Source organism: Spirosoma koreense (assembly GCF_054777875.1).
Genome location: NZ_BAAHAC010000022.1, coordinates 757,027 through 783,840, shown reverse-complemented (window position 1 = coordinate 783,840; position 26,814 = coordinate 757,027). Strand labels below are relative to the sequence as shown.

Genomic DNA, 26,814 nt, shown 5'->3' with positions numbered 1-26,814 from the left:
GCCGTGTCTTCGCGACAGATTACTACGCATGTTTTTCGGAAACGTGTGCAGTTAGCGCGTGTATTGCATCCATCGATTACTCATTTGTTCCGATTCGACCATGCTGGATCGTATCATTCGTTTTTCCATTCAGAATAAACTGATCGTTGGGCTGGGAACGCTCGCGCTGGTAATCTGGGGTAGCTATTCGCTGACCCGGTTGCCCATCGACGCCCTGCCCGACATTACCAACAACCAGGTTCAGGTCATTACCCAAAGCCCGGCCCTGTCGGCAACCGACGTCGAACGGCTCATCAGCTTCCCCATCGAACAAACCATGGCGACGCTGCCGGATTTAGAGGAAATCCGCTCCATTTCTCGGTTTGGGTTGTCGGTGATTACCATTGTCTTCGACGACGACGTCAACGGCCTGCTGGCCCGCCAGCAGGTGTTCGAGCGGCTTCAGCAGGTTCGCTCGCAGATCCCGGCGGAAGCTGGCGAACCCGGACTGGCTCCTGTAACGACGGGCCTGGGCGAAATTTATCAATATGTGCTGCGGGCAAAGCCGAGCTACGAAAAGCGCTACTCGGCCACCGAGCTACGGTCGATTCAGGACTGGATTGTCCGGCGGCAGTTGCTGGGCACGAAAGGTGTAGCGGACGTCAGCAGTTTCGGTGGCTACCTGAAACAGTACGAAGTCGCCGTAGACCCGCAGCGCCTTCGGGCGGCCAACGTCACGATGGACGATTTGTTTACCGCCCTTCAGCACAACAATCAGAACGCGGGAGGAGCCTACATCGACCGGCGACCCAACGCTTATTTTATTCGTTCGGAAGGGCTCATCGGCTCGCTGGCCGACATCGGTAAGATCGTCGTACGCCGAACCGACGAAGGCATTCCGGTACAGGTCCGCGACGTGGCGCAGGTCGGCCTGGGGCATGCCGTACGCTACGGTGCCATGACCCACAACGGCGAGGGCGAAGTAGTGGGCGGTATCGTCCTGATGCTCAAAGGCGCTAACTCCTCCGACGTAATCGGGAATGTAAAACAGCGGATCGAGCAGATCAAAAAATCGCTGCCCGAAGGCGTCGAAATCCATGCCTTTCTGGATCGGACCAAGCTTGTCAATCGGGCCATCGGAACGGTCGAGCGAAACCTGATCGAGGGGGCATTGATCGTCGTTTTTGTCCTTGTACTTCTGCTGGGCAACTGGCGGGCGGGCCTGGTCGTTGCCTCGGTCATTCCACTATCGATGCTGTTTGCCGTATCGCTGATGAATCTCTTCGGTGTATCGGGCAACCTCATGAGCCTGGGGGCCATCGATTTCGGACTGATCGTGGATGGCGCGGTCATCATCGTCGAAGCGACCATGCATCATTTACGGGTACGCATGAACCAACGGGCAGCGGTTCGACCAGCGGAGCGCCTTCTGCCGCAAACCACTCTCTCCCAAACCGAAATGGACGATGAAGTGGCCGAATCCGCCAGCCGCATTCGTTCGTCGGCGGCTTTTGGCGAAATAATCATTCTGATTGTGTACCTGCCCATTCTGGCGCTGGTTGGCATCGAAGGTAAAATGTTTCGGCCGATGGCGCAGACGGTCGTTTTTGCCATTGCCGGCGCGTTTATTCTTTCACTAACCTACGTTCCTATGATTTCGGCGCTGGTGCTGAACAAAACGTTCGGCACCAGCCATACGCCCTCCTTTTCCGACCGAATCATGGCTTTTTTTCATCGGTTGTATGATCCGGCCATCCGCTGGGCTTTGTCTTACCGGGCCCTGGTCGTGGGGCTATCGGTGGGTCTGTTTGCGGTGGCCCTGGTTGTATTTACCCGACTGGGCGGTGAGTTTATCCCTCAACTGGACGAAGGCGACTTCGCCGTCGAAACGCGGCTGATGACCGGCTCGTCGCTGGGTCAGACCATCGAGGCTTCACTTCAGGCGGAAAAAATGCTCAAAGAGTCCTTTCCTGAAGTGGTCGAAGTGGTCGGTAAAGTCGGCGCGGGTGAGATTCCGACCGACCCAATGCCCGTGGAAGCCATCGACATTATGATTCTGCTGAAAGAACGCGGTGAGTGGACATCGGCCGATAGCCGTGAAGAACTGGCCGAAAAGATGCAGAAGAAGCTGGAGCAGATTCCGGGGGTAAGTTTCGGGTTCCTGCAACCGATTCAGATGCGCTTCAGCGAACTCATGACGGGCGTCAAGCAGGATGTAGCCGTAAAACTCTACGGAGAAGATCTGGGTGTTCTGGCCGACTATGCCGCCCGTATTGGCCGGGTGGCGGCCCGTGTAGCTGGCGCAAAAGATGTCTATGTCGAGCAGGTATCGGGTTTGTCTCAGATCGTAGTTCGGTTCGATCGGGATGCACTGGCCCGCTTTGGCTTATCCATTACCGAAGCCAACCGGTACTTGCAGGCGGCTTTTGCCGGGGCGTCGGCGGGTCTGGTCTACGAAGGCGAACGCCGATACGATCTGGTGGTCCGGTTACAGTCGGACAGCCGGCAGCGACTCGAAGACGTGCAGAACCTGTTGCTGACCAGCAGGGGTGGCCAGTCCATTCCGCTGAGCCAGTTGGCGGAGGTTTCGTTTCAGAACAGCATCAATCAGATTCAGCGCGAAAATGCCCAACGACGCATCACGGTGGCGTTCAACGTACGGGAGCGGGATGTGGAAAGCGTGGTTCAGGAACTGCAGCAGAAGCTCGAAACGCAGCTAACGCTCCCGGCGGGCTACTACCTCACCTATGGCGGGCAGTTCCAGAATTTACAGGAAGCCAAAGACCGGCTTGGCATTGCCGTGCCCGTAGCGCTTGGGCTCATTTTTATACTCTTGTTTTTCACCTTCGGCTCGGTCCGGCAAAGTTTGCTGATATTCTCGGCCATTCCGTTAGCGGCCATCGGTGGGGTGTTTGCCCTCTGGCTGCGCGGTATGCCGTTCAGTATTTCGGCGGGTGTCGGGTTCATCGCTCTGTTTGGTGTAGCGGTACTGAATGGCATCGTACTCATCGGCGAATTTAACCACCTGAAAGCCAGCGGCCATCATGATCTGCGAACGATCATTCTGGAAGGCACAGCGACCCGACTTCGTCCGGTACTGATGACCGCGCTGGTGGCGTCACTTGGCTTTTTACCCATGGCTCTGGCCCAGACTGCCGGAGCCGAAGTACAACGACCGCTGGCTACGGTTGTCATTGGCGGACTCGTCTCGGCAACGCTGCTGACGCTGCTGGTATTGCCCTGCCTCTACTGGTGGGAACAAACCCGCTTCGGCCACCAGCCCCCCGCTCGGGCGGGTAAGCCCGTGGGCAACCTGGTCAGTTGGCTATTGATCGCCGGGCTGCTGATGGGAGGATCGCTAACCGTTCGGGCGCAGGCCAACACCACGCCCGCGGGTCCGCTGACACTGGATGCCGCCCTGGCCCTGGCGCAGGCTAACAATGGATCAGGCCGGGTAAGTAATCTGACCATTGCCCTGCAGCAAACGACGCGACGGAGTGCCCGGGAGATTGGCCGAACCGATTTGCAGTGGACGGGCGGGCAGTACAACTCCATTAACTGGGACAATAACTTCACGATCGCCCAGAGTATTCCAAACGGTAAGCTGATCCGGGGTCTGGAAAAACTCGCCGATGCCAATGTGCAGGGCAGCCAGTTACAGGCGCGGCTTATCCAGACCGAGTTGCGGGCGCGCGTAAAAAGTACCTACCTGGCGCTGGCTTACCTGACCGAACGGCTGAAGCTCCTGGCAGCGCAGGATAGTCTGCTCGGAACGTTCCGGCGGGCGACGGAAGTACGGCACCGCACCGGCGAAGGCACCGGGCTCGAAGTGGCAACTGCCGAAAACCTGCTCGGTGAAATTCAGAACCAGCGCGCGCAGACAGCCGCCGACCGCGAAATTGCCCTCAGCGATTTGCAGACGCTGCTGAACACCAGCGCCCCACTGGCCTTACCCGATGAGCCACTCGCCCGCCGACCCCTACCTGCCCTACCCGATTCGGCGCTGGTGCAGAACCCTACGCTGGCCTTACTTCGGCAGCAGGTCTCCATTGCCGAAGGACAGATCGCCGTCGAACAGGCCCGCCTGCGACCCGATTATTCGGTCGGCTATTTCAACCAGTCGCTCATCGGGGTGCAAAGTGTCGACGGACAGGACCGCTACTTCAGCGGAGGCAAGCGTTTTCAGGGCGTACAGGTTGGCGTCGGCATTCCCATTTTTCAGAAAGCCCAGCGGGCGCGTATCGAGTCGGCCCGGCTGGGTCAGCAGGTGGCCGAAGCGACGCTGGCCTACAACCAGCGAAACCTGCAGGGAACCCTGGCCGCGGCTGTGCAACAGATCCGCAAGCAACAGGCCAGCCTGGCTTATTACGACCAGACCGGTCTGGTCGTGGCCCGGCGACTGGTCGAAGGCGCACAAAAATCGTTTCGGGCGGGCGAGGCCAACTACCTGGAATACACCCAGGCACTGACGCGCTCGCATCAGACCCGCCTGAATTATCTGGACACCATCAACCAATACAATCAGGCGGTTATTGCCCTGGAGCAATTGCTGGGCCTGCCTTAACACACTCAACCGATGTTTGCCCTTATTCATCCTTATCGACTGACGCTTCTGCTCGGGCTGCTCTGCACAACGATCGCCTGCCAAAAGCAGCAACCGGACCAGAAAACCGAACCCGAACCTAGCCACGAACACGAAGCGACAGACCTTATTGAATTGACCAATGATCAGCTGCGGATAGCCTCTGTCCAGCTCGGGCGGGTAGAATACCGCAACCTGGGGCAACTCCTTCAGCTCAACGGCCGACTGGCCGTTCCGGCCCAGAGTCAGGTGATTCTGACGGCCCTGCAGGGCGGCTTCATCCGCTCCATCCCGCTCCTACCCGGCCAGCCAGTACAGAAGGGGCAGGTTCTGGCCCGTATCGAAAATCCTGAACTGGTGCAGTTGCAGCAGGAATACGCCGAAAACCATAGCCGCCTGACCTACCTGGAGGCCGAATACGCCCGTCAGCAGGAACTCAGCCGCGAGAATGTCGGCGCGCTGAAAGTGCTTCAGCAAACGACGGCCGATCTAAAAGCCACTCAGGCTCGGGTAGCGGGGCTAAGCCAGCGAATTCGCCGGGTTGGGTTATCGCCCCAGGACGCCCTGTCCGGAAAATACAGCGCTCATTACGTCGTCGTCGCGCCCGTATCGGGAGTCGTTACCGACGTCAAAGCCACGGCCGGTCAGTACGTGCAGCCGACCGACGTCATTGCCCAACTCACCAGCAGCCAGGGCCTCTACGCCGAACTGACGGTGTTTGAGAAAGATTTGCCGCAGATTCGGGCGGGCCAGCGCGTCAGTCTGTTGCTGAACAACGAAGCAGGTCGCGAACGATCGGGTCACATCAGCTTCATCAATCAGGCTATCGATACCGACCGTTCCGTTCGGGTCGTGGCAAAGCTCGACCAGCCCGACGCCCGACTGACGCCCAACACCTTTCTGAAAGCCAGCCTCGATCTGGGCGAGAGCCGCGTCATGGCGCTGCCCGAGGGAGCCATTGTTTCGGCAGAAGGCAAAGACTACATCTTCGTGACGACGACAGAAATGGCATCGGAGCATGCTGAACATGCCGGGACCCAAGACAGTGCCATAATTGACCATGACGCTGAAGAACCGAAAACGCACGGCACCGTATTTAAGCAAATTCCCGTTCGGCGGGGCGTTACCGAGAGCGGCTATTCGCAGGTTACGCTGCCGACTACCCTTGACTGGAAATCCACGCAGGTGGTGGTGCGAGGTGCCTACGCCTTATTATCGCAACTCAAAGCTGCCAGCGGTGAGGAAGAGGAGCACCATCACTGACAGTCAGCCCGTTAACAGGTCAGTTATTGAGCACCCTAACCAATCTTGTTTAAATAAGGTTGATAAAGGTAGATGTTTTGTCAGGCGGGAACCGTGCCACGGTCATCAATGGTGATTACAGAACTGTAGTACGGCTCCCACCTGACAAAATTCCAGAAATGAACTCACGGCGGAGCCACATGCTCCGCGATTTTGCGGTAAAAATCTACGTATAAACGAATATTATGGCGCACGAGCATACCCATCACGACCACGCTGGCCATCAGCACGGCCCTGTCGTTCTGACAAGCGTCAATCGCGCACTGATTATCGGTGCGGTGCTCAATGCGGGTTACGTTGCGGTCGAGTTTGCGCTGGGAATTTATTACAACTCGTTAGCCCTCGTTGCCGACGCCGGCCATAACCTGAGCGATGTAGCGAGCCTGCTGCTCTCACTGCTGGCCTTTCGATTGGCCCGCGTCCGACAGACGCCGACGTTTACGTATGGGTACCGGAAAAGTACGGTACTGGTTTCTCTCACCAACGCAGTCATTCTGCTGATTACGATCGGAGCTATTTTGTGGGAGAGTTTTCAGCGCTTCCGGCATCCCGAACCGGTGGCGGGCGGGGCCGTGGCCTGGGTAGCGGGCGTCGGTATTCTGGTCAATTCAGTATCGGCTTTGCTGTTTTTCCGGAACAAAGAGCATGACCTGAATGCCAAAGGGGCTTACCTGCACCTGGCCACCGATGCGCTGGTTTCGCTGGGCGTTGTCATTGCGGGTATCCTTATCCAGTATACCGGCTGGACCTGGCTCGATCCGGTCATTGGGATTCTGGTGGGGGTAGTGATTCTGGGATCGACCTGGGGTTTACTGGCGGATAGCCTGCGCCTGTCGATGGACGGCGTTCCGGCGGGTATCGACCTGGAGGCTGTGTTGCAAGACCTGCGTTCGGTGACGGGTGTGCAGGATGTCCATCACGTGCACGTATGGGCTATGAGCACCACCGAAAACGCCCTGACAGCCCATCTGGTGCTGCAGCCGGGCTTATCCGAACAGCAGATCGTTGGCCTCAAACACGACGCCCGCCATCGACTCGAACACCAGAACATCAGTCATGCGACCCTTGAAACCGAGATGGTCGCCGAAGATGATTGCGAAGCGGAGGTTTGCTAACCCGTTTCCCAAACAGGATAGAGGCCTATCCAGGAGCGACATAGGTCAATTCGCCCTGAGTTCCGTAATCAGCATCTCGACGGTCTTCAGCACTTTATCCAGACTGGCGGGCGTGTTTGTCACTTTGGCAATCATAATTCCCCCTTCAATCAGGGCCATTATGGAAAGCGCCGTTTGTTCTATCGCTATATCCGGTTTGAACTCACCCGCTTCGATACCGGCTTTCATAAGATCGGCAAGGCGTTTCCGCCACAGAATCAGTGCCTTAGCCGCTTTGTCTTTCAGCAGGTTATTGGTATCGTCGGCTTCGGTAGCGGTATTCAGGATGGGGCAACCGCCTTCCAGAAACGCCGATCGGGTGAAACTGTGGTAGAAGGTAACATACACCCGTAACTTCTCGTAATATGTCGATGCCTGGGCAATCTCGGCACCGACAGCCTGGTACATTTTACCAAAATTATAGTCGAAACAGGCTAGCGCGACCTCTTCCTTGTTTTCAAAATTACCGTATATGCTACCCTTCGTCAAGCCGGTAGCCTCGGTCAGGTCGGCCAGCGAGGTGCCGGCATAACCTTTCGTATTGAAGATGGGAGCCGTCTTTTCGATAATGAACCGACGGGTCCGCTCGGCTTTCGACAATTCGTTTTTCATCGCCTGAATATACCATGTGGTATAAATACGCTCGATGAATTATAATTGTTCCAACGGAAACGATTTATCGGGGGTTGAACGGCTAGCCAGCCCTTGCCGACCGAAGCCGGACCTTCGGCACTATAGCGTTGTTATTTTACTTTAAGAACGACTTTACCCTTGGAACGGCCGCTTTCGACGTAGGCCAGCGCTTCGTTGGCTTCGGCAAAGGGAAACACCTTGTCCATTACCGGCCGCAGGATTCCATCGTCGATCATCCGGCTGATGTTGGCCAGCTGGCTTCCATCGGCCTTCATCAGCATAAAGGTATAGTTCACCCCGAGCGCTTTTGCTTTGCGGTTGGTGGAGTACCCCAAAAAGAACATGACCAGCTTTAGCATCCAGCTTAGGCCAGCCCCTCTGGCAAAGTCAAGATCGAGCGGGCCACTGATCGAAATGAGCCGGCCACCGGGCCGCAACACCCGCAGCGACTTCTCCAGCGTGGCGGGGTCCTGGCTGTTGAGTACCAGATCGTACTGACTAAGGACCTGTTCAAAATCCTGTGTTTTATAGTCAATCACCACGTCGGCCCCCAGGCTTTTCACCAATGCGCTGTTTGCTGCGCTGGTGGTGGTGGCAACGGTTGCGCCCAGGTGTTTGGCCAGTTGAATGGCATAAGTGCCTACCCCACCCGACCCAGCCTGGATAAATACTTTCTGGCCCTTTTGCAGGTTGCCTTTTTCGACCAGTGCCTGCCAGGCCGTCAGGCCTACCAATGGGACCGACGCGGCCTCTTCCATCGACAGCGAAGCGGGCATGAGGGCCACATCGGCTTCACTTATGGCGATGCGCTCGGCAAACGTTCCGATATGATAGTCGGCCGGACGGGCATAAACCTTGTCGCCAGCCTTGAACTTTTTGACCTTTGGGCCAACGTCAAGAACAACGCCTGCCACGTCGTGGCCTAAGATGAGCGGGAATTTATAGTGTAACATCGGCTTGAATTCCCCGCCTTTGATTTTAGAATCCAGCAGATTTACACCAGCCGCATGCACCTCGACCAACACGTCGTTTTCCTGCAACGTTGGTTCGGGCATATCAGCCAGCCGCATCGGCTCTTTACTTTTATATTCATCGATGACAAACGCTTTCATAGTCAATTTCAGCTCCTTAGGTTAAAAAAGTTTAGTCATACTCAGGCGCTTTCAGGCGTCAATCGACGCAAAAAATAACCGCCTTATTTATTCCAGACGAATTGCGGAAGGTTCCGGCCGGGCACCTTCCGCAATTTATTTCCGGCACAATACGATTGGCCCATGTGAGCCCTTTCGCCGTAGGTGTAGCGCCTTGGCTCAACTAGCCTGATTTTACTTTTTTAGGTCAGCTCGTAGGTCAAACGGGTAAGCATGCAAAGCCGACTTCGATGTTGAAGCAGCTAGTCGAAACGACCGAAACAGGCACAGAACCAGGGTGGTTCGGCTTGTCGCTTCCACTACTTACCGTTTGGAATGCAATATATGCACAAGTATTGGGCAGTTACTGCGTGAAAGTCTGAAATTAATGAAGCGTATTTTGTATTATAACTATGTTAAAATGAACATGTTATATTATCTAACCGACCTGTCGGTGAGAAGTATAGATCGTACGAAATAGCCCGTCGGCGTTCTGCAGGCGCGAACCCAGGCGATCGAATCAAATGCTTGGGAACATTAGCGTGCCGGACAACCCGATACCCACGGCTTATTTACAAGAACCGCTTCCTGTGAAGGCTATCCCAAGTATATATGCGTAGTGTTTCCGGCACGGAAATCCAGGCGATTCGCTGGAGCGATTACCGGCCTTTCAGGAATCGAAACGCGCCCGCCGTAGCCAGACCACCGATCAGGTACCAGCCAATGGTCATGACTTTGGTTGCGGGGGTTCGGTTGCTCGGAGCCGTTCCTAAGCCCATAGGACCAGGCAGGCCCACCGCCCCTACTCCGGCAGCCAACCCCAGCGCGGCCCCGGCAGGTACAGCATATTTTGGCTTCGCCAGACCAACCAGACTGTAGTAGAGCGCATTCGAAACCAAGTCGCCCGCCAACGTCCAGTAATACAGTTCATCACCGGTGGGTGGTTCCAGATTCACTTTTTTCATGCCTTTCTTAATGGCCCGTTCGCCCAGCAGGTCAACCCGGGGCGCTTCGTCGATAAACTGACGGGTGGTTTCATGAATTACGTTCAGTACGCAGGCCCCAAACAGGCCGCTACCCAGCGATTGCAGGATTGTTTTGTTCATATTTGCCATATGTGCTTAACTTGTCAGGTCGCCCAAATGTTAAGGCTGGTGCTTCCCAAAAGCCGGCCATCGACCGTAGCCCAACACCGACACCCGTTTTCATGATAGTTACTTTACAAAACAATCAGACTGACCTGGCCATCGACATCCTGCGCGAAGTGGGCCAGTGGCTCATCGACAGCGACCGCCAACTCTGGAACGTCGATACCCTCACGGCTGAAAATTTGCTGGATGAGTACACGACCGGTAACTTCCACGTCATGTACGTCGACCGGGAGGAAGGGGCCGGTCCGGAGCCGGCTGCGGTATTTATCCTGCAATGGAAAGATCCGCTCTACTGGCCCGACGTCCCCGACAACACCTCTGGTTTTATTCACAAACTGGCCATTCGCCGATCCTTTGCCGGCCAGAACCTGTTCGAGGCCATCATCGACTTCTGCCGCACGGAATGCCTGCGCCGGCGCATAACGACGCTACAGCTCGAAACCGACGCCACCCGCCCCAAACTGATGCAGTTTTACGAACGGCACGGGTTTCAACGCACGTACCAGCGCGCGATTACGGAATTCGGCCAAACGTTTCTGTGCCAGTTTTACATCCTGGCCTTCTCCTAAACGTACCTTTCAGAACACTAGGTTATTTTTTATTTTGTAACACAGCTCGACCATGCCGCTTTTGTAAGCTGTCACCTGCTTCAGATGCAGGGCCTCTTCCAGATTAAGGCGGTCAAAAAACGGTATCCCATCGCCCAGTATAACAGGCAGAATAGACAGGCGTATCTCATCCGCTAATTTTAACCGGATAAACGCACTGGCAAGTGTGGGTCCGCCCACAAGCCAAACATTCCTGTAGGTTTGTTGCAGCCGCTCATTCACCAGCTTGCTTAGGTCGCCCGCATACAATTCAATAGCTGGCCTGACGACGGGTAGGTTTCGCTCCGTTACAACAATGGTCGGTACGTCGCCATAAGCCCATCCATACGTTTCTGCAAGCGTCAGAGCATGTTCGTAAGTCCGTGACCCCATCACATAGCAATCGATCGTTTTCAAAAATTCCGCGGTGTCCTGCTCGGTCAACTCAACCCCCTTTTCATAGTGGTCAGCTGTCTCAAACCAGGAAACACTATTGTCTTTTTTGGCAACAAAGCCGTCAAGACTCGAAACCATGTGAATCGTTATGTTAAATGAGTTTGCCATCAGCGATCGGTGTACTGTTGAACTACGGCTGGTGTTGATCAATGATTATCGGTATTTATTATTTTCTGCGTATTTAGGCAGTAACGTGGGTGGAAACCCGCGACTGTTGATTAAAATCGCGAGTTTCCACCCACGTTACTGCTACTCAAATTTATTGGCAGTCAGTTAATACCCCATAAAGCATGATTTCTTTCACTACTATTCTTCAGAAATTCGGCGAGAAAGGCGATAAAACCCGCTGGACATATATCGAGATTCCGATTGCCGTGACAGACGAACTCAAGCCGGGTCAGAAAACCAGTTTCCGGGTCAAAGGTAGTCTGGACCAGTACTCCATTAAACAGGTGGCTCTGCTGCCCATGGGAAAGTCAGTACCGCGCATAAGCGACGGGCTGGAAGGCGGGTTCATGATGCCCATCAACGCTGGCATGCGCCGGGGCATCGGCAAGGACGAAGAAGGCACGCCGATTCAGGTGAACCTGGAAGTGGACACTGACCCGTTGCCGCAGTCGGCTGACTTGTTGACCTGTCTGGACGATGAACCTGACGCGTTGAAATTCTTCGCGTCATTAGCCAAAAGCCACCAGAATTATTTCAGCAAATGGATCGAAGACGCCAAAACGCCCGAAACCAAAGCCGACCGGATTGCCAAAGCCCTGCGCGGCTTGTCGATGCGCATGAGCTTTGGAGAAACGATCCGCTATTTCAAAAAACAGAATTAGGGGGCTCATAAGGTTGTCATTCGTTGTTGGGCAAAATAAACGACCAATGATAACGAATAACGACTTAATGACTACCTGATGACAAATAATGACAGCTTTATGACATGCTAATTAAACGGGATAGTTAGCTTCAGGCAGACGTTTCGGCCCATGCCGTAGATGCCGTAATGGCCGTTGGGCGAACGTGTGAAGTACTCGAAATATTTCAATCGGCTCAAATTCGACTGGTACGCTACGTCGAACAGGTTATTGACCTGAAACGACAGCCGTAGTCCCGGTCGATTCTGCCCAACATGAATCAGCCCATCGATCCCGGCATTAACGAGTGTAAAAGCGGGCGTGAATGTTTCTGTGTCATTCAATCCCAGATACCGATTCTGGCTGGCATTATATTCTACATCCGCTTTTACGTTCACGTCCGACAGCCATTGCCGCTTCACGTTCAGCGTTTGACTGATGCCCGTCGAGATGCGCAGGGGCGGAATAAACGGCAGGTATTCGCCATTGATGCCCGCATCCGAGTAGAGGCTCCCCCGGTTATACCCATACACCAGCGCAACGCTGTTGTCGAACGAGAAGCCTCGCCAGGCGGTTGGATGGATGCTCAGCTGGGTTTCGAAGCCGTAGAGTTGCGCCGACGCTTGCTGATACTGGTACGTTTTATTCCCCGGCACGATCACCACCGGTTCGCCCTGCGCATCGACTAACTGCGCCAGGGAGATGTAATTCTGGATGTAATTATTGAACACGCTGATCCCGATGTTTACATCCGGGAAGGTAGCCGTCAGCCCCAGATCCTCCTGCAAACTGAATTCGGGCTTGAAATTCCGGTTGCCGATATAAACGATATGCGCGCCCGGATCGAGGCCGTTCGAGGCAATTTCGGTGATGCTCGGTGCCCGATAGCCCCGCGCCACGTTGGCTTTCAGCGCCAGCCGTTCCGAGAATTCGTACGTCATGCCTACGCTCATCGAAACCCCCGTAAAGTTTTGTTGCAGCCGCGGAAATTGCAGCGTAGCTCCGGCTGTATCGGGCAGGGTCACGTGCCGGTCGAAGCCTGTTTTCTGATCGACGTGCACGTAAAAGTCATCGCCGTGCAACCGGCGTCGGTCGTAGCGCACGCCCCCACTCAGAGTCAGTTTATCGACCTGCCACTTCAGAAAAACGAACGTGCCGACATCGAACAGGGTATAATCTGGAATAGGGAAATTCGTTCCGTTCTTGTTCTTGTTGGCCTGGTACATGCCATTGACACCCACCGTGGCCGATACATTCGAGAAATTCGGGAGGTTATAGCGGAGCCCATAGTTGAGGGTGTTGAGCCGCACATACAAGCCCGGCTGATCGGTCCGGGTTGGGTGGTTGTACTCCCGACGGACGTTTTGCTGAAAGGCCAGCAGCACATCCAGTTCGCCGTTACCTACCTGGTAGTGGTTGTTCGTGTGCAGTCGGTAATGCTGAATCCGCTGGTGCAGCGGCCCAAGTTTGTATTGCGATAATTCGCTGATCGGCACGATGGGCCGGTGCTGAATATCATCCCGGTCCGATTCGTAAATCTGGCGGGTAAACTGGCGCGTCAGCGAATCGCGGCTGCCGTCGGGAATACCCTGCAAATTGTCGTACAGCGCGGCCCCGAAGCGCGAATACCCCCGCTGGCCCGCGTAGCCCAGCATGGCCGTTGCCGTTTTTTCGGAAAAGCCTGTGTTGTATACCCGGCCGTCGATCTTATTCTGGTAATTGGTAGCCGCCCGTAGCGAACCGCGCAGATTCCAGGACCAGCGCGCCCCGCCCGACGCCAGGCTGACCGACTCACCCAGCATCCGGTTGTTCGACTGATACTCCGTCACAAACCCAACTTTAATCTTCCCTTCGGTATCTTTCGGGTAATACGGCATCATGCTCACCACCCCCGCCAACGCATCGGACCCATACATCAGGCTGGCAGGTCCTTTGATTACTTCAGCCCGCTCGATATTATAATTGTCGACTTCGATTCCGTGCTCATCGCCCCACTGCTGCCCCTCCTGCCGAACTCCATCGTAGAGCGTCAGTACCCGGTTATAGCCCAGCCCACGAATAAACGGTTTGGAGATATTCGGTCCCGTTTTGACCGCGTTCAGACCGGGCGCATTTTTGACCAGTACGTCGATGATGTTGCTACTCGCGGTACTTTCGATGGCCCGGCGCGAAATGGCCAGAATAGCCACCGGATTCTGTTTGAGCAGGGTTCCCCGGGTAACACCCGTCACGACGACCTCATTCAGCGTATTCGAAACGGACAGCATTTCGATGGTATACTCGTCAGTACTAGGCCGGACCAGCAGCGTATCGGACTTGTAACCGATGCAGGAAATGATAAGCTGGTGTTCCAGCGAATCGGCTTTGAGGGTCAGTACAAACTGGCCTCTGGCATCGGCCAGCGCGCCTTTGCTTTGGCCGATCAGGCTAATCGTGCCGAACGGAATGAATTTATGAGTTTCGGCATCGGTAATCGAGCCGCGGATAATTCGGTTCGGCGCCGGCTGTGCATACACACGCCCGACCGTTAGCCCAAGGCTAATCAGAAGAAGAAATGATTTCATTCAGGAAGTTTCGTTTGATTGAACAGTCGGATGGATCGGTACGCAATGGATTGACGAATCCAGTGCAAAAGCACGACCGATCACCAGTGCTTAGCTGGTGAGACTTATCAGAAATGACTCAAACGATGGGCGGCCCCCGATGCGAGAAGCAAAAAAACGGGGAAAACGAATGAAATGAGCGGTTTACAGAACCGAAAAAGACCCGCTGACGGCTACGCAGCAGAAACAGAAAGGCGAAAAAAGTGCTGACAACCACCGGCAGGTGCCCGGCCAGATCCAGCAGCAGAATCTCCTGAGCGGTGTGGTTGTTGGGCTGAATCGGCCCCTTACCGAATGGCCAGTACGGGTGCGCGTGAACAATCAACCGCCCATCCGACAAGCGGTGGGCGTGGCGAAACACCACCCCGTTCAACCACATGGCCAGAAACAGGCCAAGCAGGATACGGGCTAACCGAAACCGGTGAAGATGAAGCCAATTGATCATTTTGTTCCGCTACTCACTGAGCGTCAATGCATCAAATTTGAACCAAAGATAAGAAACATCAATTATGAAGTGCTCTGATTCATTTAATTTTAGATATATCTAAAATTAATTTTAGCGCAAGTTGATCAAATCGCTGGTTTATCACAAAGCCATTTAGATTTTGAAAAGTGAGTGAGTTTGTCATTCCGACGAAGGAAGAATCTTGAGGCTTAGGATAACTTAAGATTCCTCCTTCGTCGGAATGACAAACTCAGGCCAAACTTTATGACCTTTACGGTGAGCTTTCCTTCGGCTCAATCTATGTATATGAACGTCGAAAACAAAACCGTGATTATTTCAGGTGCTTCGCGTGGCATCGGTCGGGCAACGGCCCTACTGTTAGCGCAGCATGGTGCCCATGTAGTTGCCACCGCCCGCAACGCCGATGACCTGAATCAGTTGGTTACCGAAGCTGAACAAGGCTCTGTTCGGGGTAAAATCGTGGCCGTGCCGGGCGACGTCGCCAATGAATCGGACATGGCAGCCGTTGTCAAAACGGCACTCGATCAGTTTCAGCGCATTGATGTGCTGATCAATAATGCCGGGTATGGAATTTTCAAAAACGTCGAGGAGTTCTCCGCCACCGAATGGGATGAGCTGATGGCCACCAACGTCAAGGGTACGTTTCTGCTCACCAAAGCTGCTCTCCCGGCTATGAAGTCGCAGGGAGCCGGACATATTGTAGTCGTGGCGTCGGATGTAGCCAAGCGTACGTTTGCGGGTGGTGCGCTGTATACGGCCAGCAAGTACGCGCAGGAAGCGTTCATGGGGGCGCTCCGGAAAGAAGTCCGCCCGTTTGGCATCAAAGTGACGGGCGTTTATTCGGGGCTGGTCGATTCCAATTTTCACGCGTCGGGCCGCGAAGACAAGCGAGCGAGCTGGCTCCGGAACGAAGACATGGCCGAGTCGATGCTGTTCATCGTCAGCCGCCCCGCTCACGTCGTCATCGATGAGTTCATGGTCCACCCCCTCTCGCAGGAATACTAGAGCATAATGGATAATGGATAATGGATAATGGATAATGGATAATGGATAATGGATAATGGATAATGGATAATGGATAATGGATAATGTACAATGAATAATGGATAATGATTGGGCTTCTCCGATTTACATTATCCATTATCCATTATCCATTATTCATTGTACATTACTTTTTTACTGGCTCCAGCTGGTTGGGGTACGGTCCCAGCGGTGTTCCTTCAGTTCGCGTAATACCTCAGGAGCAAGGCCGCTGCCGTCGCTGGCCGCGATGTTCGCTTCGACGTTCCGAATCTGGCGCATACCGGGAATCGTCGTGTGCACGTCGGGGTTGCTCAGGATAAACCGCAGCGCCATCTCAGCCATGGTCATACCAGCCGGAATGATCGGGCGCAGGGCCTCCGCGTGATCGACACTGCTGTTGAGGTTTTCCGGTACAAAATACGTTGAGCGCCAGTCGTCGGCCGGGAAAGTCGTTTCTTTGGTTAACGTACCGGTCAATGTTCCTTCGTCGAACGGCACACGAGCAATGACGCCGATGTTCAGTTCTCGGCAGAGCGGGAAGAGATTGTCTTCCGGGTTCTGGTCGAAGATGTTGTAGATCACCTGCACCGCGTCGATGAGGCCGGTGCGCAGGGTATTCAGGCAGTTGTCGGGCTCCCAGCGGTTGACCGAAACGCCCCAGGCCTGCACTTTTCCCTGCTGGGTTAGTTTCGTAACGGCCTCCTGCCATTCGTCCTGGTCGGCCCAGTTGTCTTCCCAAACGTGAAACTGCTGCAGGTCGATGGTTTCGACACCCAGGTTCTTCAGGCTTTTTTCGGTGTACTCGACAATGTACTCGGCCGGAAAAACGTCTTCCAGTCTGGAATCTCGCTTTGAAGGCCATTGGCGGTTTTTAGGCGGAATTTTCGTGGCGGCATACAACTGCTTGTCGGGGTTGTTTTTCAGCAGTTGGTTCAGAACTTCTTCGCTGACGCCGTCGCCGTAGGCCCAGGCGGTATCGAAAAAATTACAGCCCAGTTCGACGGAACGCTGAAGGGCGTTCAAGACTTCCTGTTTGTCGGAGCCAGTCCAGCCCGCCAGCCCCCACATCCCATAGCCGATTTCGGAGACCTGCCAGCCCGTCCGGCCAAATGTTCGATAATTCATGAATTCGTTTTTTGATTGTCTACAGAGCGGTCCGCCGTTGCGGCACAAAGAACACAGAGTTCTTCAGTAAATAACGAGCCTTATCGTTTTTACTCTTTTTTTTCTTTCTATTCTTTGTGACGCAATGGCGGACCCAACTTTGTAGCCAATCAAAAAAATGCTCACTCGTATCGTTCGCATGACCTTTCAGGAAGATAAGCTCGCTGACTTCCACACCATCTTCGACCGCTCGAAACACCACATCCGGGCTTTTCCCGGAAATCATCATCTCGAACTCCTGTATGACCCCGACCACCCGAACGTACGCATCACGTATAGCCTGTGGGCGTCGGCCGATGCGCTTGAAGCATATCGCCAAAGCGATTTATTCCGCACCACCTGGGTCGCCAGCAAAGCTCTGTTTGCCGAACGGCCTATTGCCTTCTCCGCCGTACGGCTGGAGATCGTAAATCCCTGAGCCATTGAGTATAACCACTCAGACACCTGCTTTTGGCTGATAGTACGTAAACGCTCTCAACAGCCATGGCTCGTCTGGTTTGTGTCGTCTGGCTAACGGCCTGTCTGCTGGCCGCCCTAACGCCCCTGGCGCTGGCGCAAATCACGACGACGACCCTCTCCGGCCACGTCATCGACGCCACCACCGGCAAGCCCATGCCCTTCGCCAACGTATACCTGAATGGCAGCACCCGCGGCACGCTCACCGACGAAAAAGGGCACTTCTCACTCACCGGCGTTCCGCTCGGCACCGTTGAACTGGTGGCGTCTTTCATCGGCTATCAACCCGACAAGCATGTTTTTCGGCTGGACAATACCGACCCCAAAACCGCTAATTTCCGCCTTAAACCGAATAACCAGATGCTGGCGGCCGTCACCGTGCGGGGTAATCAGAAGAAGTGGGAACGACATCTGAAAGAGTTCAAACGCCGGTTGCTCGGTGAACCCTTCGGCGGACAGTGCCTGATCGTCAACAGCGACGTCCTTAGTTTCAAAGAAGAAAACGGGCACCTGAAAGCAACAGCCTCGGAGCCAATTCTGATTGAAAACCAGGCACTCGGTTATAAGCTCTGGTACGACCTTCTGTATTTCGACGGCACCGTTCAGAAAGTGTATTATGCGGGTACCGCCCGGTTTGAGGAGATGAAAGCCGAAAACGAACGGCAGGCGAATCGATTTCGGCGGAACCGGATGACCGCTTATAAAGGGTCGACCCGACACCTGATGGCCAGCCTCGTCGATAGTACCTACGAGAAAGAAGGCTTTCTGGTGTATCAGGAAAACATGACCGTGCCCATCGACCGGGATCGGTTTTCGCGAACAACCTTGTCGGGGTCGATCAACAGGCGACTGTATCCGCTGCGCATCCGGCAGCTCATACAGCCCGGACGTCTGTCGTTCGAACGGCGGCTGGTATCCGATTATCCGTTAGTGGTTTTTTACACCAATGCCACATCACCCTATTCGCCGTACATCGACGCCCGCTATGCGTATTCGCAGATCAGGCTGCCTACCGGTCATCTTCAATTTACCCTCGATGGCACCATCACGCTCCCGGAGGGCATGGAAGTTCAGGGCTCTCTGGGCGACGACCGGCTTTCGCGGATGCTGCCCGCCGATTGGCAACCGAATCAGACTGATGCGAATCCAGCCACCAGCGCGCCCGTTATAACACGCGGCCAACTGCTGCCGCCCGATGCACGGCTGGGCCGAATTACAACGGCCTTTACCGATCGATTTCGCGCCCTGTCGCCAGTCCTGTTTCTGCACATCGATAAACCGTTCTACGCAACCGGCGACCGAATCTGGCTGAGTGCGTATTTTCTGGATGCCGCGACGAACCGGCTGCCGCTCGGCGAAACCGCCATGCACGTCGACGTCCTGACGGCGGCCGGAAAACTCGTGCAGCATCAGTGGTTACGGGTCACGGATGGCCGGGCAGCCGGGAATTTTCGGCTATCGGATACGCTGGCTGCGGGTACGTATCGCCTACGCGCCTATACCGACGAAGACGATGGACAGAAACGAGCCGCCTTCGAACGATCGATTGCGGTATATAACATCCTCCAGAACCCGGTTTCGGCCGATACCACCCATCATCCGCTCGATGTACAGGTCTTTCCCGAAGGTGGACGCTGGGTGACCGACGTGGAGGCTCGGTTAGGAATCAAAGTGGTGGCTACCGACGGACGTGGCCGGCCAGTGGTGGGTAAAGTTGTGGATGATGCCGGTACCGAAGTGGCGCGTTTTACTACGAACTCACTGGGTATGAGTCATGTTACGCTGACTCCCAAACCCGGCCAAACCTATCGCGCGCAGGTAACGACGCTTCCAGTTACGGACCGGCACCACCTGGTCGGATCGGCTCAGCTGCCGCCCGCCGACACCAGCGGTCTCGTTTTTGCGGCCGATGCGGTCAGCGATACGAACCGAATTGCTCTAACCATTACAGCCAAAAACGGACTCGCCACCGACTCGGTGTACGTGCTTATCCAGCAACAGGGGCGGTTGGTGAGTCAGCAAAAAATCCGGCTGCAGAATGGCCTGGCTCAGGTGAGCCTTCCCACCGCCCCGCTGCCGCCTGGCCTCAACCAGTTGACCTTGTACGACGCAACCGCCCGCCCGCGGGCCGAGCGGCTGGTGTTTATCCCGGATCGGGTTCCGCCCATCCGGGTGATTATGGGCGTCAACAAACCGCATTATCAACCGCGTGAGCAGGCCATACTGACCCTCAACCTGAACAACGACGGACTACCTGCCGTGGCGGCTTTGTCGGCGTCGATCACCGATGCCGATCAGGTGCTGACCGATACTGCCGAAGCGACCATTCAGGCTCATTTGCTCCTGACCGGCGAACTGCGCGGCCGGGTCGAGCAACCCAATCTTTACCTGAAAGACAATACACCCGAAACCCGCCAGGCGCTGGACGACCTGCTGCTGACGCAAGGCTGGCGACGGGTCAGCGGAACCCCCGCTACGGATCTGCTCGGTGGCGTTTCGCTCATGGGGCGAGTGCTGAATCCCCAGAATCAGCCCATTGCCGGGGCACAGGTATTCATTGCCTCCACCAAAGCCGATGAGTCGTTTGTCAAATCAGCCGGAACCGATGAGCGGGGCCGGTTCCGGCTAGCTGGATTGGCATTGTCCGACACCGTTCAGTTGATGACGCAATTATCGGACCGGCAGTTGAAGGATCTGCCCGATAAAGAAGCGCGGCTGGTGCTGGAAAGCCCCGGTCAGTTGTGGCAGACCGATACGACCCGCAGCCTGCCCGACTGGAAGGCCCTGCGTGCACAACTGGAAGCAGCCCGCCTTCGCCAGGAGAGCGATGCCGACTTGTACCGGGACAAAAAAGTAAAGCAGTTGAAAGAGGTAACGGTTCGGGCGCGGAGGTACGACGAACGACCGGAAGAGATTCGCCGGATGGGTTTACACAGTGGCGCCGATGCGACGCTTACCTTCGATGAAAAGTCGCCCCGCTTTACTAACCTGTACGAGATGATGCGCGGGCGGGTAGCGGGTGTCAGCGTTACGCAGGCTCCACTGACGGGCAACTACAAAGTGGTCATCCGGGGAAACGGGAGTCTGATGGGTGGTACACAGCCCCTGTATATGGTAGACGGCATGTACGTCAAAGACGACGACGGGACAGCGTTGCTGGCGTTTAACCCGGGCGATATCGACCGGATCGAGTTCCTGAAAAATGCCGGAAACACGGGTATCTACGGCGTTCGGGGTGGCAACGGCGTCATTGCGTTCTACACCAAGCGCACTAGCCCCGACCAGAAGAACGGCGTCGGTAAATCGAGCATGAAACCGCTGTCCTTCATTGGTTACCCGTCCATACAGCGCGAATTTTACGTACCCCGGTACGAAACCCGCCCCGACGAAACCCAGTCCGGCCCCTCCACCCGCGTCGATCGGCGGGATGTGTTATACTGGAAACCCACCATTCAGACCGACTCGCAGGGCCGTACGCAACTGATCTTCCCGCTCTCCGATGTAGTCCGCACGCTTCGCATCACCGTCCAGGGCATCACCGCCGAAGGACGCCCGGTTATCGGCACCGAGTTGATTCGGGTGCAGTAAGAGGTATCGCGGGTTGAAACCCGCGATACCTATTCATCCATAATGAGCCAGGGTTGCCATCAGCGACTCGCGGATGTCTTTCGCCAGGCTTTCGGGCTGCAGCACCGTTACATGTTCGCCGTAGCTGCGCAGGTGCATGAGCAGGTCGCGGTTGGGAGCCAGCCGCAGTCGGATAACGCAGGCCGCTTCGGTATCGCTTACGACTTCCTGGGTCTGGTGAATGGGCTTGGCTTTGACGTAGCGGCCAAACAGGGGCGAAAACGACAACAGAATCTCTTCGACTGGACCGCTACTGTCGGTAATCCCGTAAATGTGCTCGAACAGTTCGCTGACATTGGTCAGTATGTCGGGCGGAACCGCGCAGGGTTCGTCGATCAATTCCAGGTCGCTCATGCGGTCGAAGGCGAACGTCCGTTCCTTACCGCTGGGTTCGTCGTAACCGATCACGTACCAGCTATCGGCCACTTCCCGTAACAGAATCGGGTGCAGTGTTCGAAGCTTCGGTTTTTCGATGGGTTCGTCAGCCCCAACGTCGTGCTTCCGGTAATGAAAGGCTATTTGCCGGTTCTGGTTGATAGCCCGGATCAGCACCGGCACGTACTGCCGGTTGCCGCCCAGAATCCGCTCTTCCACGTAGACCACCCGGCGGGTCAACGTCTCGGTTTTCACCTCGCGAATAATGTCCAGACTCTGGCGCACTTTCTGAAGTGCATTGGCCAGCTCGCCCGCTACAGATGCGCCCTGCGTGGCGGTCAGCACTTCGCGCGCGTAATCGAGTGCTTCCATGTCATCCGGCGAGAGCATCAGCCGAAGCAAGCGGAACTGCGGGTCGGTGTAGTAATAGCCATTCCGGCGCTTGTCGTAGGCAATGGGTGCATCGTGGTCTTCGCGCAGGCGCTGAATATCTTTCTCCAGCGACGAAATCGAGCGGATTCCGCACTTATCGCGGCACAGCTCAAACAGCCGCTGCTTGGAATACTGCCGGGGATGCCGACTGATAATTTCGTCGATCAGACGATAGCGCTGAAAAGCGGAACGGGTGATGGGCATAGGGCGAAGGGGTTTGGGCAGGGGGCGAAGGGGTAAGGGCAGAGGGGTTTGGGTGGAGGGGCAAAGGTTAAATAACTTCTAAACCCTATCCCCTTTACCCTTACCCCTTCGCTCTCCACTCCCACAAAAAAGAGAAAAAAATTTTCACAAAAAAAGAAGAGCGTAAAAAGATTACGTTTTACCCGGTAGAACTTTGTTCTGTGAATTTTAAACAACGATACTAATGAACACACTTATGAACGCCAACCAGAACCGCAACGCCGGCTTTTCTCCCTCGCTGTTTCCGGCCCTGAATTCTTCCAACACCTGGGCAACGTCGGCCGCTGCGCCCCGCCCGTCAAAACGTGCTACCCTGTCGGCGGGGCAGTTGTTAGATATCGAACTGGGGCTGTTTCTGCTGTCGCAGCTGGTGCCCTCGGCTTCCCCGGATGCGCTGCCGAATCTGCTGGCCGATAACGGCGCTTCTTTCCTGGACCGGCCGACCTGGACTCCTAAACAACACAAGCTGCTAAACCGGGGCCGGATACTGCTGAGCCATATTCAGCACTGCAACGTGTGGAGCACCTTGCTGGATGCCTATATGACCATTCCCGACCGGCTGCAGGCCTACGACATCAGCACCGACCGCAGCCGATTCGGCGAGAAGACCGTCGGCTTCTTCCGCAACCGGATCATTACCCTGCGTCAGATGGTGGGATAAGGGCAAGTGTTCTTTCCGGACCGTTTTTAATCGATTCCTCCATTCGCACGACGGCAACCGCCTTTTTTATCCATGAATCTTCTGCAACGCCTTCGCAGTTACACCGATCCGACACCATCGCTCAAAAAACTAACAAACACCGCTAACCCATCGACCCCGGAACCGCCTGTTGCTAAGCCAGCCAAAGCCTTACGCACGCTGAAGCTGATCATGGTAACTGCCGAAAACAACAACAAATACTATGAAATGCACGAGAACGATAATGATACGTTCACTGTGCGATACGGTCGGGTGGGCGGCACGTATAGTACGGCTACTTATCCGGTGGCGCAATGGGACAGGAAATTTCGCGAGAAAGTAGCGAAGGGATACGTCGATCAAACGCATCTGTACGCCGACCGGTCAGTGGACACCGACGCGACCAGCATTTCGAATCCCGAAGTGCGCTCGTTCATGGGTCGGCTGCTGGAACTCGCCCGGCAATCGATCTACCAGAATTACGTCGTGACGGCCCGGCAGGTGACCCGCAGGCAGATCGAAACGGCCCAGCAGTTGCTCGACGAGCTGGCTACTCTGCTGACTGTGGGCCTGGATATCGACGCTTACAATGCCCGGTTGCTGGACCTGTTCAAAACCATTCCCCGTAAAATGGGAAAAGTCAGCGAACACCTCGTCACGGAACCACTCCAGACGACCGTCGATCTACAGACGCTGCACGATCAGTTGGCCCACGAGCAGGATACACTCGACGTGATGCGGGGGCAGGTTGAACTGACCCAGTCGGACGAGAACCCCGACCAGACACCCGTGAGTCTGCTCGAAGCAATGAACCTGACTGTAGAGCCGGTCACGGACAAACGGGTACTGACGCTTATCAAACGCATGATGGGTACCGACGCCGACAAGTTTGATTCGGCCTTCAGCATTCAGCATGCTTATACGCAGGCCCAGTTCGACACCTACGTCAGCCAGCGGCCAAGTCAGAAAACCCAGTTGCTGTGGCACGGCAGTCGAAGCGAAAACTGGATGTCGATTCTGAAAACGGGGCTGGTATTACGGCCAGCCAATGCGGTCATCACGGGCAAGATGTTCGGCTACGGAATTTACTTCGCCGACCAGTTCAGCAAATCGCTCAACTACACCTCCCTGCAGGGCTCCGTCTGGGCCGGTGGCCGACAGATGGAAGGCTATCTGGCCATCTACGAAGTCCATGTAGGGAAGCAACTGAAGGTGAGTCGACATGAAAGCTGGCATATGCAGCTGGACGGCGGCAAACTAGCCGCTATCGACCCGCAGTACGATTCCGTTTTTGCCCAGCGAGGGATCAGTTTAGTAAAAAACGAATTCATTGTTTATAACCCGGCCCAGTGTACGATCCGGTACATGGTTAAAATCAAAATCTGACATGAACGCTCAATTAAAGCAACTAACGCCCGGTATGGTTTCCCTGGCCGCCACGACGCTCATTCTGGCAGAAGGCAGCACGAGCTCACTGATTGTCAAACAGTTTTTGCGTAACCGGGGCTACTGGGCCCGGCAGGCAGAGGTGTCGGACTGGCTCTTTGCGATAGCCCAGCAGGAAGGCTGGGCCATCAACGACAACGGCATGTTCCGGGTGTATTACTTTCCGACCCTGAGCGCTTTTCCTCAATAACCAACTGAGTTGACAGAGGCTACGGCCTCCGGCAACTTCCTCTTCCCCTGTTTCCATGATGCTCTCACAGCCTGTCCCCTTCGACGCCGATTTAGCTCAGTACGAGAAACAGGCCGGTGACCTCATCAGCGGTCACCGGTCGGCTGACCCGGCGGCCCTTCGGTTCGTCCGGCAATACCACCCCGCTTTTCGGAGCCGGTCCGAACCGGATACCCGGAACGCATCGATTTCGGTGAGGGACGCGCAGCTTTGTGTGGCCCGCTTCTACCAGTTTGCAAACTGGGCCGACCTGACCCAGTACGTAGCCGCGGTTTATCGGGAGTCTTTATCCGTCTGGCAGTTCGAGGCTGCGGCAGAAGCGATTGTTCAGGGGGATCTGGCAGCACTGACCCGGCTGCTGCGGGTGAACCCCGACCTGATCCACAAGCGGTCGATGCGCACGCACGGCGCGATGCTGATTCATTACCTGGGTGCCAACGGCGTGGAGACATACCGTCAGCAATCGCCCAGGAATGCGGTTGCGATAGCGCAACAACTCCTTGAAGCCGGTGCCGAGGTCGACGCACTGGCCGACATGTACGGAGAAGATACCACGCTGGGGCTGGTTGCGACGAGTGTTCCTCCGTGCCGGGCCGGAGTGCAGATTCCGCTCATCGAAGCTTTAGCCGCGCACGGTGCCACCCTCGACGGAGTTCCGAATCGCTGGCCTCCGCTAATGGCCGCGCTAGCCAACGGACGGTTGCAGGCAGCCCAAACGCTGGCCCGAATGGGTGCCCGGGTCGATTGTGTGGTAGCAGCTGCAGGAATCGGTCGGCTCGACCTGGTCAGACAGTTTTTCAGTCCGTCGGGGAAACTCAAACCCGTTTCGCCCGACGTACCGATCTGGGGTATTCCGGCCCAACCGAACGCTCAGCTCGAAAGCGCTTTCTTCTACGCCTGCCAGTATGGGCATATCGACGTGGCAGATTTTCTGCTCCGCCAGGGGGTTCAGCTAAACGTTCAGGACAATGCCGGACAAACCGGCTTACACCACGCCGTTATCGGAAACCAGCTTCATGTGGTCGACTGGCTCCTGGAACGCCGGGCAGCTCTCGACATCCGGAACATGTACGGCGGAACCGCACTGGGTCAGGCGCTCTGGTGCGCGGGCAACAGTGATTCGGAAACGGAGTATATCCCGCTCATCGAAACCCTGCTGAACGCCGGTGCTGAAATTGAACCAGACACCCTGACTTGGCTAAGGCAACAGGATACAACTCATGTACAACGCCTGACAGACGTACTGCGACTGCACGGAGCCACATTATGATGCATTGGTTAGCCCATAAAAATCACATTCGGGTGGTATACATCGGCATTAAGGCGATCCGGCATCTGTACTGGTGGCTTCTGAATCTGTCCGGTCTGGTCATCGGCCGATCCAACACACTCCATTGGGCCTGCCAGCCGCTGGCCCGAGCCGTTGCCCAAACGTGCCTGAAGCCACTGTTCCGTACGCTGGCCCGACGTCGACTCACTACGGCCTAACCGGCGTCCGCAAAGACCGCTTTTTCCTGAGATTTCCGTATAGTGGCTCATGCGTCATTGGTTCGGGTCCGACATGCCACGGTTCATCGAGTCGTCGTCAGGAAACCGTGGCACACCGGACCCGAACCGATAACCAAAAAAAATTTCAAAAAAACTTTGCCTTTCCAAGAAGGACGTAAAAAAATTACGTTCTGAGGATGCGAACTTTGATAAGAACAGTAAACAACAACACAATGAACATGGCAATGGCTTCCGCTTCTTCCCTCACCACTCGTCCGGGCCTGACCAATCTGCTGCGCTGGCAGGAGCCGCTGGTAACCCGCCTGCGGTATCGGCACATGCTGCCGGGTATGGTTGCCAACCGGATGCTGAACGTCGAACTGGGGTTGTATCTGCTGGCAGAGTTGCTGCCGCTGGTACCCCCGCAGTGTCTGCCTGACCTGCTCAACGGCCAGGGCGCGGCTTACCGGCAACGGCCCATCTGGTCGCCCCGGCAACACCGCGCCCTGAATCAGGCGCGTACACTGCTGGCTCCTTACCGCGACCGGTCGGTCTGGTTCAAAGCGCTGGACAAATACGCTACCCTGGGCGCCGACGTCCGCATCTTTTCGCTGGCCGGGCGGGGTGGCTGGAACACCGAAATCAGCAGCTACGTCCTCCGCGAGCGGTTGGGGTTATTTCAGGGCGTGCTGGCATAAGGTTTTCTGACAGGATTGACAGGATTAATGCAGTAGTTATAAAATCCTGAAAATCCTGTCAGA

General features: G+C 55.6%; 22 protein-coding genes. 13 read left to right on the top strand and 9 right to left on the bottom strand.

Annotated elements, in window-relative coordinates; translation table 11 throughout:
- Positions 1 to 100: 100 nt before the first annotated feature.
- The 3 genes from ACYVC2_RS16595 (at position 101) to ACYVC2_RS16585 (ending at position 6,978) form a co-directional block, all read left to right on the top strand.
- Entirely contained in the window at positions 101 to 4,543 is a 4,443-nt protein-coding gene (locus ACYVC2_RS16595) for a CusA/CzcA family heavy metal efflux RND transporter (RefSeq protein ID WP_461103671.1), read from the top strand.
- A gap of 12 nt (positions 4,544 to 4,555) precedes the next feature.
- Complete coding sequence (locus tag ACYVC2_RS16590; protein WP_461103669.1) at positions 4,556 to 5,824, top strand: efflux RND transporter periplasmic adaptor subunit; 1,269 nt, start codon at positions 4,556 to 4,558, stop codon at positions 5,822 to 5,824.
- A 224-nt stretch (positions 5,825 to 6,048) separates the two neighbouring features.
- Positions 6,049 to 6,978, top strand: a complete 930-nt coding sequence (locus ACYVC2_RS16585; RefSeq protein ID WP_461103667.1) for a cation diffusion facilitator family transporter — start codon at positions 6,049 to 6,051, stop codon at positions 6,976 to 6,978.
- Positions 6,979 to 7,023: 45 nt separating this feature from the next.
- On the opposite strand, the gene ACYVC2_RS16580 is transcribed toward ACYVC2_RS16585, so the two are convergent.
- The 3 genes from ACYVC2_RS16580 to ACYVC2_RS16570 form a co-directional block, all read right to left on the bottom strand.
- Complete coding sequence (locus tag ACYVC2_RS16580) at positions 7,024 to 7,629, bottom strand: TetR/AcrR family transcriptional regulator (RefSeq protein WP_461103665.1); 606 nt, start codon at positions 7,627 to 7,629, stop codon at positions 7,024 to 7,026.
- 131 nt (positions 7,630 to 7,760) lie between these two features.
- On the bottom strand, positions 7,761 to 8,762 hold the full coding sequence (locus ACYVC2_RS16575) for an NADP-dependent oxidoreductase (RefSeq protein WP_461103663.1): 1,002 nt from the start codon (positions 8,760 to 8,762) through the stop codon (positions 7,761 to 7,763).
- 677 nt (positions 8,763 to 9,439) lie between these two features.
- Positions 9,440 to 9,886, bottom strand: a complete 447-nt coding sequence (locus ACYVC2_RS16570) for a hypothetical protein (protein WP_461103661.1) — start codon at positions 9,884 to 9,886, stop codon at positions 9,440 to 9,442.
- Positions 9,887 to 9,987: 101 nt separating this feature from the next.
- Between ACYVC2_RS16570 and ACYVC2_RS16565 the strand changes: the two genes are divergently transcribed.
- Positions 9,988 to 10,500: a GNAT family N-acetyltransferase gene (locus ACYVC2_RS16565; protein WP_461103659.1), complete on the top strand. Its 513-nt coding sequence runs from the start codon at positions 9,988 to 9,990 to the stop codon at positions 10,498 to 10,500.
- Between the two features lie 9 nt (positions 10,501 to 10,509).
- Here ACYVC2_RS16565 and ACYVC2_RS16560 read toward each other — a convergent pair whose 3' ends face one another.
- Positions 10,510 to 11,124, bottom strand: a complete 615-nt coding sequence (locus ACYVC2_RS16560) for a dihydrofolate reductase family protein (RefSeq protein ID WP_461103657.1) — start codon at positions 11,122 to 11,124, stop codon at positions 10,510 to 10,512.
- Between the two features lie 140 nt (positions 11,125 to 11,264).
- Here ACYVC2_RS16560 and ACYVC2_RS16555 point away from each other — a divergent pair, with 140 nt between their 5' ends.
- The gene (locus ACYVC2_RS16555; RefSeq protein ID WP_461103655.1) at positions 11,265 to 11,804 is read left to right on the top strand and encodes a YdeI/OmpD-associated family protein; all 540 of its coding nucleotides are present in this window, start codon (positions 11,265 to 11,267) and stop codon (positions 11,802 to 11,804) included.
- A gap of 107 nt (positions 11,805 to 11,911) precedes the next feature.
- Here ACYVC2_RS16555 and ACYVC2_RS16550 read toward each other — a convergent pair whose 3' ends face one another.
- Both ACYVC2_RS16550 and ACYVC2_RS16545 read right to left on the bottom strand, forming a co-directional pair.
- Complete coding sequence (locus ACYVC2_RS16550; protein ID WP_461103653.1) at positions 11,912 to 14,386, bottom strand: TonB-dependent receptor; 2,475 nt, start codon at positions 14,384 to 14,386, stop codon at positions 11,912 to 11,914.
- A 118-nt stretch (positions 14,387 to 14,504) separates the two neighbouring features.
- On the bottom strand, positions 14,505 to 14,870 hold the full coding sequence (locus tag ACYVC2_RS16545) for a hypothetical protein (RefSeq protein ID WP_461103651.1): 366 nt from the start codon (positions 14,868 to 14,870) through the stop codon (positions 14,505 to 14,507).
- A gap of 306 nt (positions 14,871 to 15,176) precedes the next feature.
- Here ACYVC2_RS16545 and ACYVC2_RS16540 point away from each other — a divergent pair, with 306 nt between their 5' ends.
- Positions 15,177 to 15,896: an SDR family oxidoreductase gene (locus ACYVC2_RS16540; protein ID WP_461107163.1), complete on the top strand. Its 720-nt coding sequence runs from the start codon at positions 15,177 to 15,179 to the stop codon at positions 15,894 to 15,896.
- Between the two features lie 171 nt (positions 15,897 to 16,067).
- Here the strand turns inward: ACYVC2_RS16540 and ACYVC2_RS16535 are convergent, their stop codons facing one another.
- A complete protein-coding gene (locus tag ACYVC2_RS16535; protein WP_461103649.1) occupies positions 16,068 to 17,039 on the bottom strand; it encodes an aldo/keto reductase in 972 nt (323 codons plus the stop codon).
- Positions 17,040 to 17,196: 157 nt separating this feature from the next.
- On the opposite strand from ACYVC2_RS16535, the gene ACYVC2_RS16530 reads away from it, so the two are divergent.
- Both ACYVC2_RS16530 and ACYVC2_RS16525 read left to right on the top strand, forming a co-directional pair.
- Positions 17,197 to 17,496, top strand: a complete 300-nt coding sequence (locus ACYVC2_RS16530) for a putative quinol monooxygenase (protein WP_461103647.1) — start codon at positions 17,197 to 17,199, stop codon at positions 17,494 to 17,496.
- Between the two features lie 65 nt (positions 17,497 to 17,561).
- Positions 17,562 to 21,122 (top strand): carboxypeptidase regulatory-like domain-containing protein, encoded by a 3,561-nt coding sequence (locus ACYVC2_RS16525; protein ID WP_461103645.1) that lies wholly within the window; start codon positions 17,562 to 17,564, stop codon positions 21,120 to 21,122.
- A 33-nt stretch (positions 21,123 to 21,155) separates the two neighbouring features.
- Here the strand turns inward: ACYVC2_RS16525 and ACYVC2_RS16520 are convergent, their stop codons facing one another.
- Entirely contained in the window at positions 21,156 to 22,172 is a 1,017-nt protein-coding gene (locus tag ACYVC2_RS16520; RefSeq protein WP_461103643.1) for a helix-turn-helix transcriptional regulator, read from the bottom strand.
- A gap of 223 nt (positions 22,173 to 22,395) precedes the next feature.
- Here ACYVC2_RS16520 and ACYVC2_RS16515 point away from each other — a divergent pair, with 223 nt between their 5' ends.
- The 4 genes from ACYVC2_RS16515 (at position 22,396) to ACYVC2_RS16500 (ending at position 25,835) form a co-directional block, all read left to right on the top strand.
- Positions 22,396 to 22,872 (top strand): pPIWI_RE_Z domain-containing protein, encoded by a 477-nt coding sequence (locus ACYVC2_RS16515; RefSeq protein ID WP_461103641.1) that lies wholly within the window; start codon positions 22,396 to 22,398, stop codon positions 22,870 to 22,872.
- Between the two features lie 72 nt (positions 22,873 to 22,944).
- Entirely contained in the window at positions 22,945 to 24,276 is a 1,332-nt protein-coding gene (locus ACYVC2_RS16510; RefSeq protein ID WP_461103639.1) for a WGR domain-containing protein, read from the top strand.
- A 1-nt stretch (position 24,277) separates the two neighbouring features.
- On the top strand, positions 24,278 to 24,526 hold the full coding sequence (locus ACYVC2_RS16505) for a hypothetical protein (protein ID WP_461103637.1): 249 nt from the start codon (positions 24,278 to 24,280) through the stop codon (positions 24,524 to 24,526).
- A 55-nt stretch (positions 24,527 to 24,581) separates the two neighbouring features.
- Positions 24,582 to 25,835, top strand: a complete 1,254-nt coding sequence (locus ACYVC2_RS16500; RefSeq protein ID WP_461103635.1) for an ankyrin repeat domain-containing protein — start codon at positions 24,582 to 24,584, stop codon at positions 25,833 to 25,835.
- 8 nt (positions 25,836 to 25,843) lie between these two features.
- On the opposite strand, the gene ACYVC2_RS16495 is transcribed toward ACYVC2_RS16500, so the two are convergent.
- Positions 25,844 to 26,104: a hypothetical protein gene (locus tag ACYVC2_RS16495; protein WP_461103633.1), complete on the bottom strand. Its 261-nt coding sequence runs from the start codon at positions 26,102 to 26,104 to the stop codon at positions 25,844 to 25,846.
- A 188-nt stretch (positions 26,105 to 26,292) separates the two neighbouring features.
- On the opposite strand from ACYVC2_RS16495, the gene ACYVC2_RS16490 reads away from it, so the two are divergent.
- Positions 26,293 to 26,751 (top strand): pPIWI_RE_Z domain-containing protein, encoded by a 459-nt coding sequence (locus ACYVC2_RS16490; RefSeq protein ID WP_461103631.1) that lies wholly within the window; start codon positions 26,293 to 26,295, stop codon positions 26,749 to 26,751.
- The last annotated feature ends 63 nt before the right edge of the window (positions 26,752 to 26,814 follow it).

Excerpts from the sequence above, each read along its gene's own strand:
- ACYVC2_RS16555 (WP_461103655.1), top strand. The coding sequence starts at position 11,265 with ATGATTTCTTTCACTACTATTCTTCAGAAATTCGGCGAGAAAGGCGAT.
- ACYVC2_RS16515 (WP_461103641.1), top strand. The coding sequence starts at position 22,396 with ATGAACACACTTATGAACGCCAACCAGAACCGCAACGCCGGCTTTTCT.
- ACYVC2_RS16500 (WP_461103635.1), top strand. The coding sequence starts at position 24,582 with ATGATGCTCTCACAGCCTGTCCCCTTCGACGCCGATTTAGCTCAGTAC.
- ACYVC2_RS16570 (WP_461103661.1), bottom strand. The coding sequence starts at position 9,886 with ATGAACAAAACAATCCTGCAATCGCTGGGTAGCGGCCTGTTTGGGGCC.
- ACYVC2_RS16545 (WP_461103651.1), bottom strand. The coding sequence starts at position 14,870 with ATGATCAATTGGCTTCATCTTCACCGGTTTCGGTTAGCCCGTATCCTG.
- ACYVC2_RS16495 (WP_461103633.1), bottom strand. The coding sequence starts at position 26,104 with ATGAGCCACTATACGGAAATCTCAGGAAAAAGCGGTCTTTGCGGACGC.
- ACYVC2_RS16525 (WP_461103645.1), top strand. The coding sequence starts at position 17,562 with ATGGCTCGTCTGGTTTGTGTCGTCTGGCTAACGGCCTGTCTGCTGGCC.
- ACYVC2_RS16540 (WP_461107163.1), top strand. The coding sequence starts at position 15,177 with ATGAACGTCGAAAACAAAACCGTGATTATTTCAGGTGCTTCGCGTGGC.
- ACYVC2_RS16565 (WP_461103659.1), top strand. The coding sequence starts at position 9,988 with ATGATAGTTACTTTACAAAACAATCAGACTGACCTGGCCATCGACATC.
- ACYVC2_RS16595 (WP_461103671.1), top strand. The coding sequence starts at position 101 with ATGCTGGATCGTATCATTCGTTTTTCCATTCAGAATAAACTGATCGTT.
- ACYVC2_RS16520 (WP_461103643.1), bottom strand. The coding sequence starts at position 22,172 with ATGCCCATCACCCGTTCCGCTTTTCAGCGCTATCGTCTGATCGACGAA.
- ACYVC2_RS16505 (WP_461103637.1), top strand. The coding sequence starts at position 24,278 with ATGAACGCTCAATTAAAGCAACTAACGCCCGGTATGGTTTCCCTGGCC.
- ACYVC2_RS16585 (WP_461103667.1), top strand. The coding sequence starts at position 6,049 with ATGGCGCACGAGCATACCCATCACGACCACGCTGGCCATCAGCACGGC.
- ACYVC2_RS16490 (WP_461103631.1), top strand. The coding sequence starts at position 26,293 with ATGGCAATGGCTTCCGCTTCTTCCCTCACCACTCGTCCGGGCCTGACC.
- ACYVC2_RS16510 (WP_461103639.1), top strand. The coding sequence starts at position 22,945 with ATGAATCTTCTGCAACGCCTTCGCAGTTACACCGATCCGACACCATCG.
- ACYVC2_RS16535 (WP_461103649.1), bottom strand. The coding sequence starts at position 17,039 with ATGAATTATCGAACATTTGGCCGGACGGGCTGGCAGGTCTCCGAAATC.
- ACYVC2_RS16590 (WP_461103669.1), top strand. The coding sequence starts at position 4,556 with ATGTTTGCCCTTATTCATCCTTATCGACTGACGCTTCTGCTCGGGCTG.
- ACYVC2_RS16550 (WP_461103653.1), bottom strand. The coding sequence starts at position 14,386 with ATGAAATCATTTCTTCTTCTGATTAGCCTTGGGCTAACGGTCGGGCGT.
- ACYVC2_RS16575 (WP_461103663.1), bottom strand. The coding sequence starts at position 8,762 with ATGAAAGCGTTTGTCATCGATGAATATAAAAGTAAAGAGCCGATGCGG.
- ACYVC2_RS16530 (WP_461103647.1), top strand. The coding sequence starts at position 17,197 with ATGCTCACTCGTATCGTTCGCATGACCTTTCAGGAAGATAAGCTCGCT.
- ACYVC2_RS16580 (WP_461103665.1), bottom strand. The coding sequence starts at position 7,629 with ATGAAAAACGAATTGTCGAAAGCCGAGCGGACCCGTCGGTTCATTATC.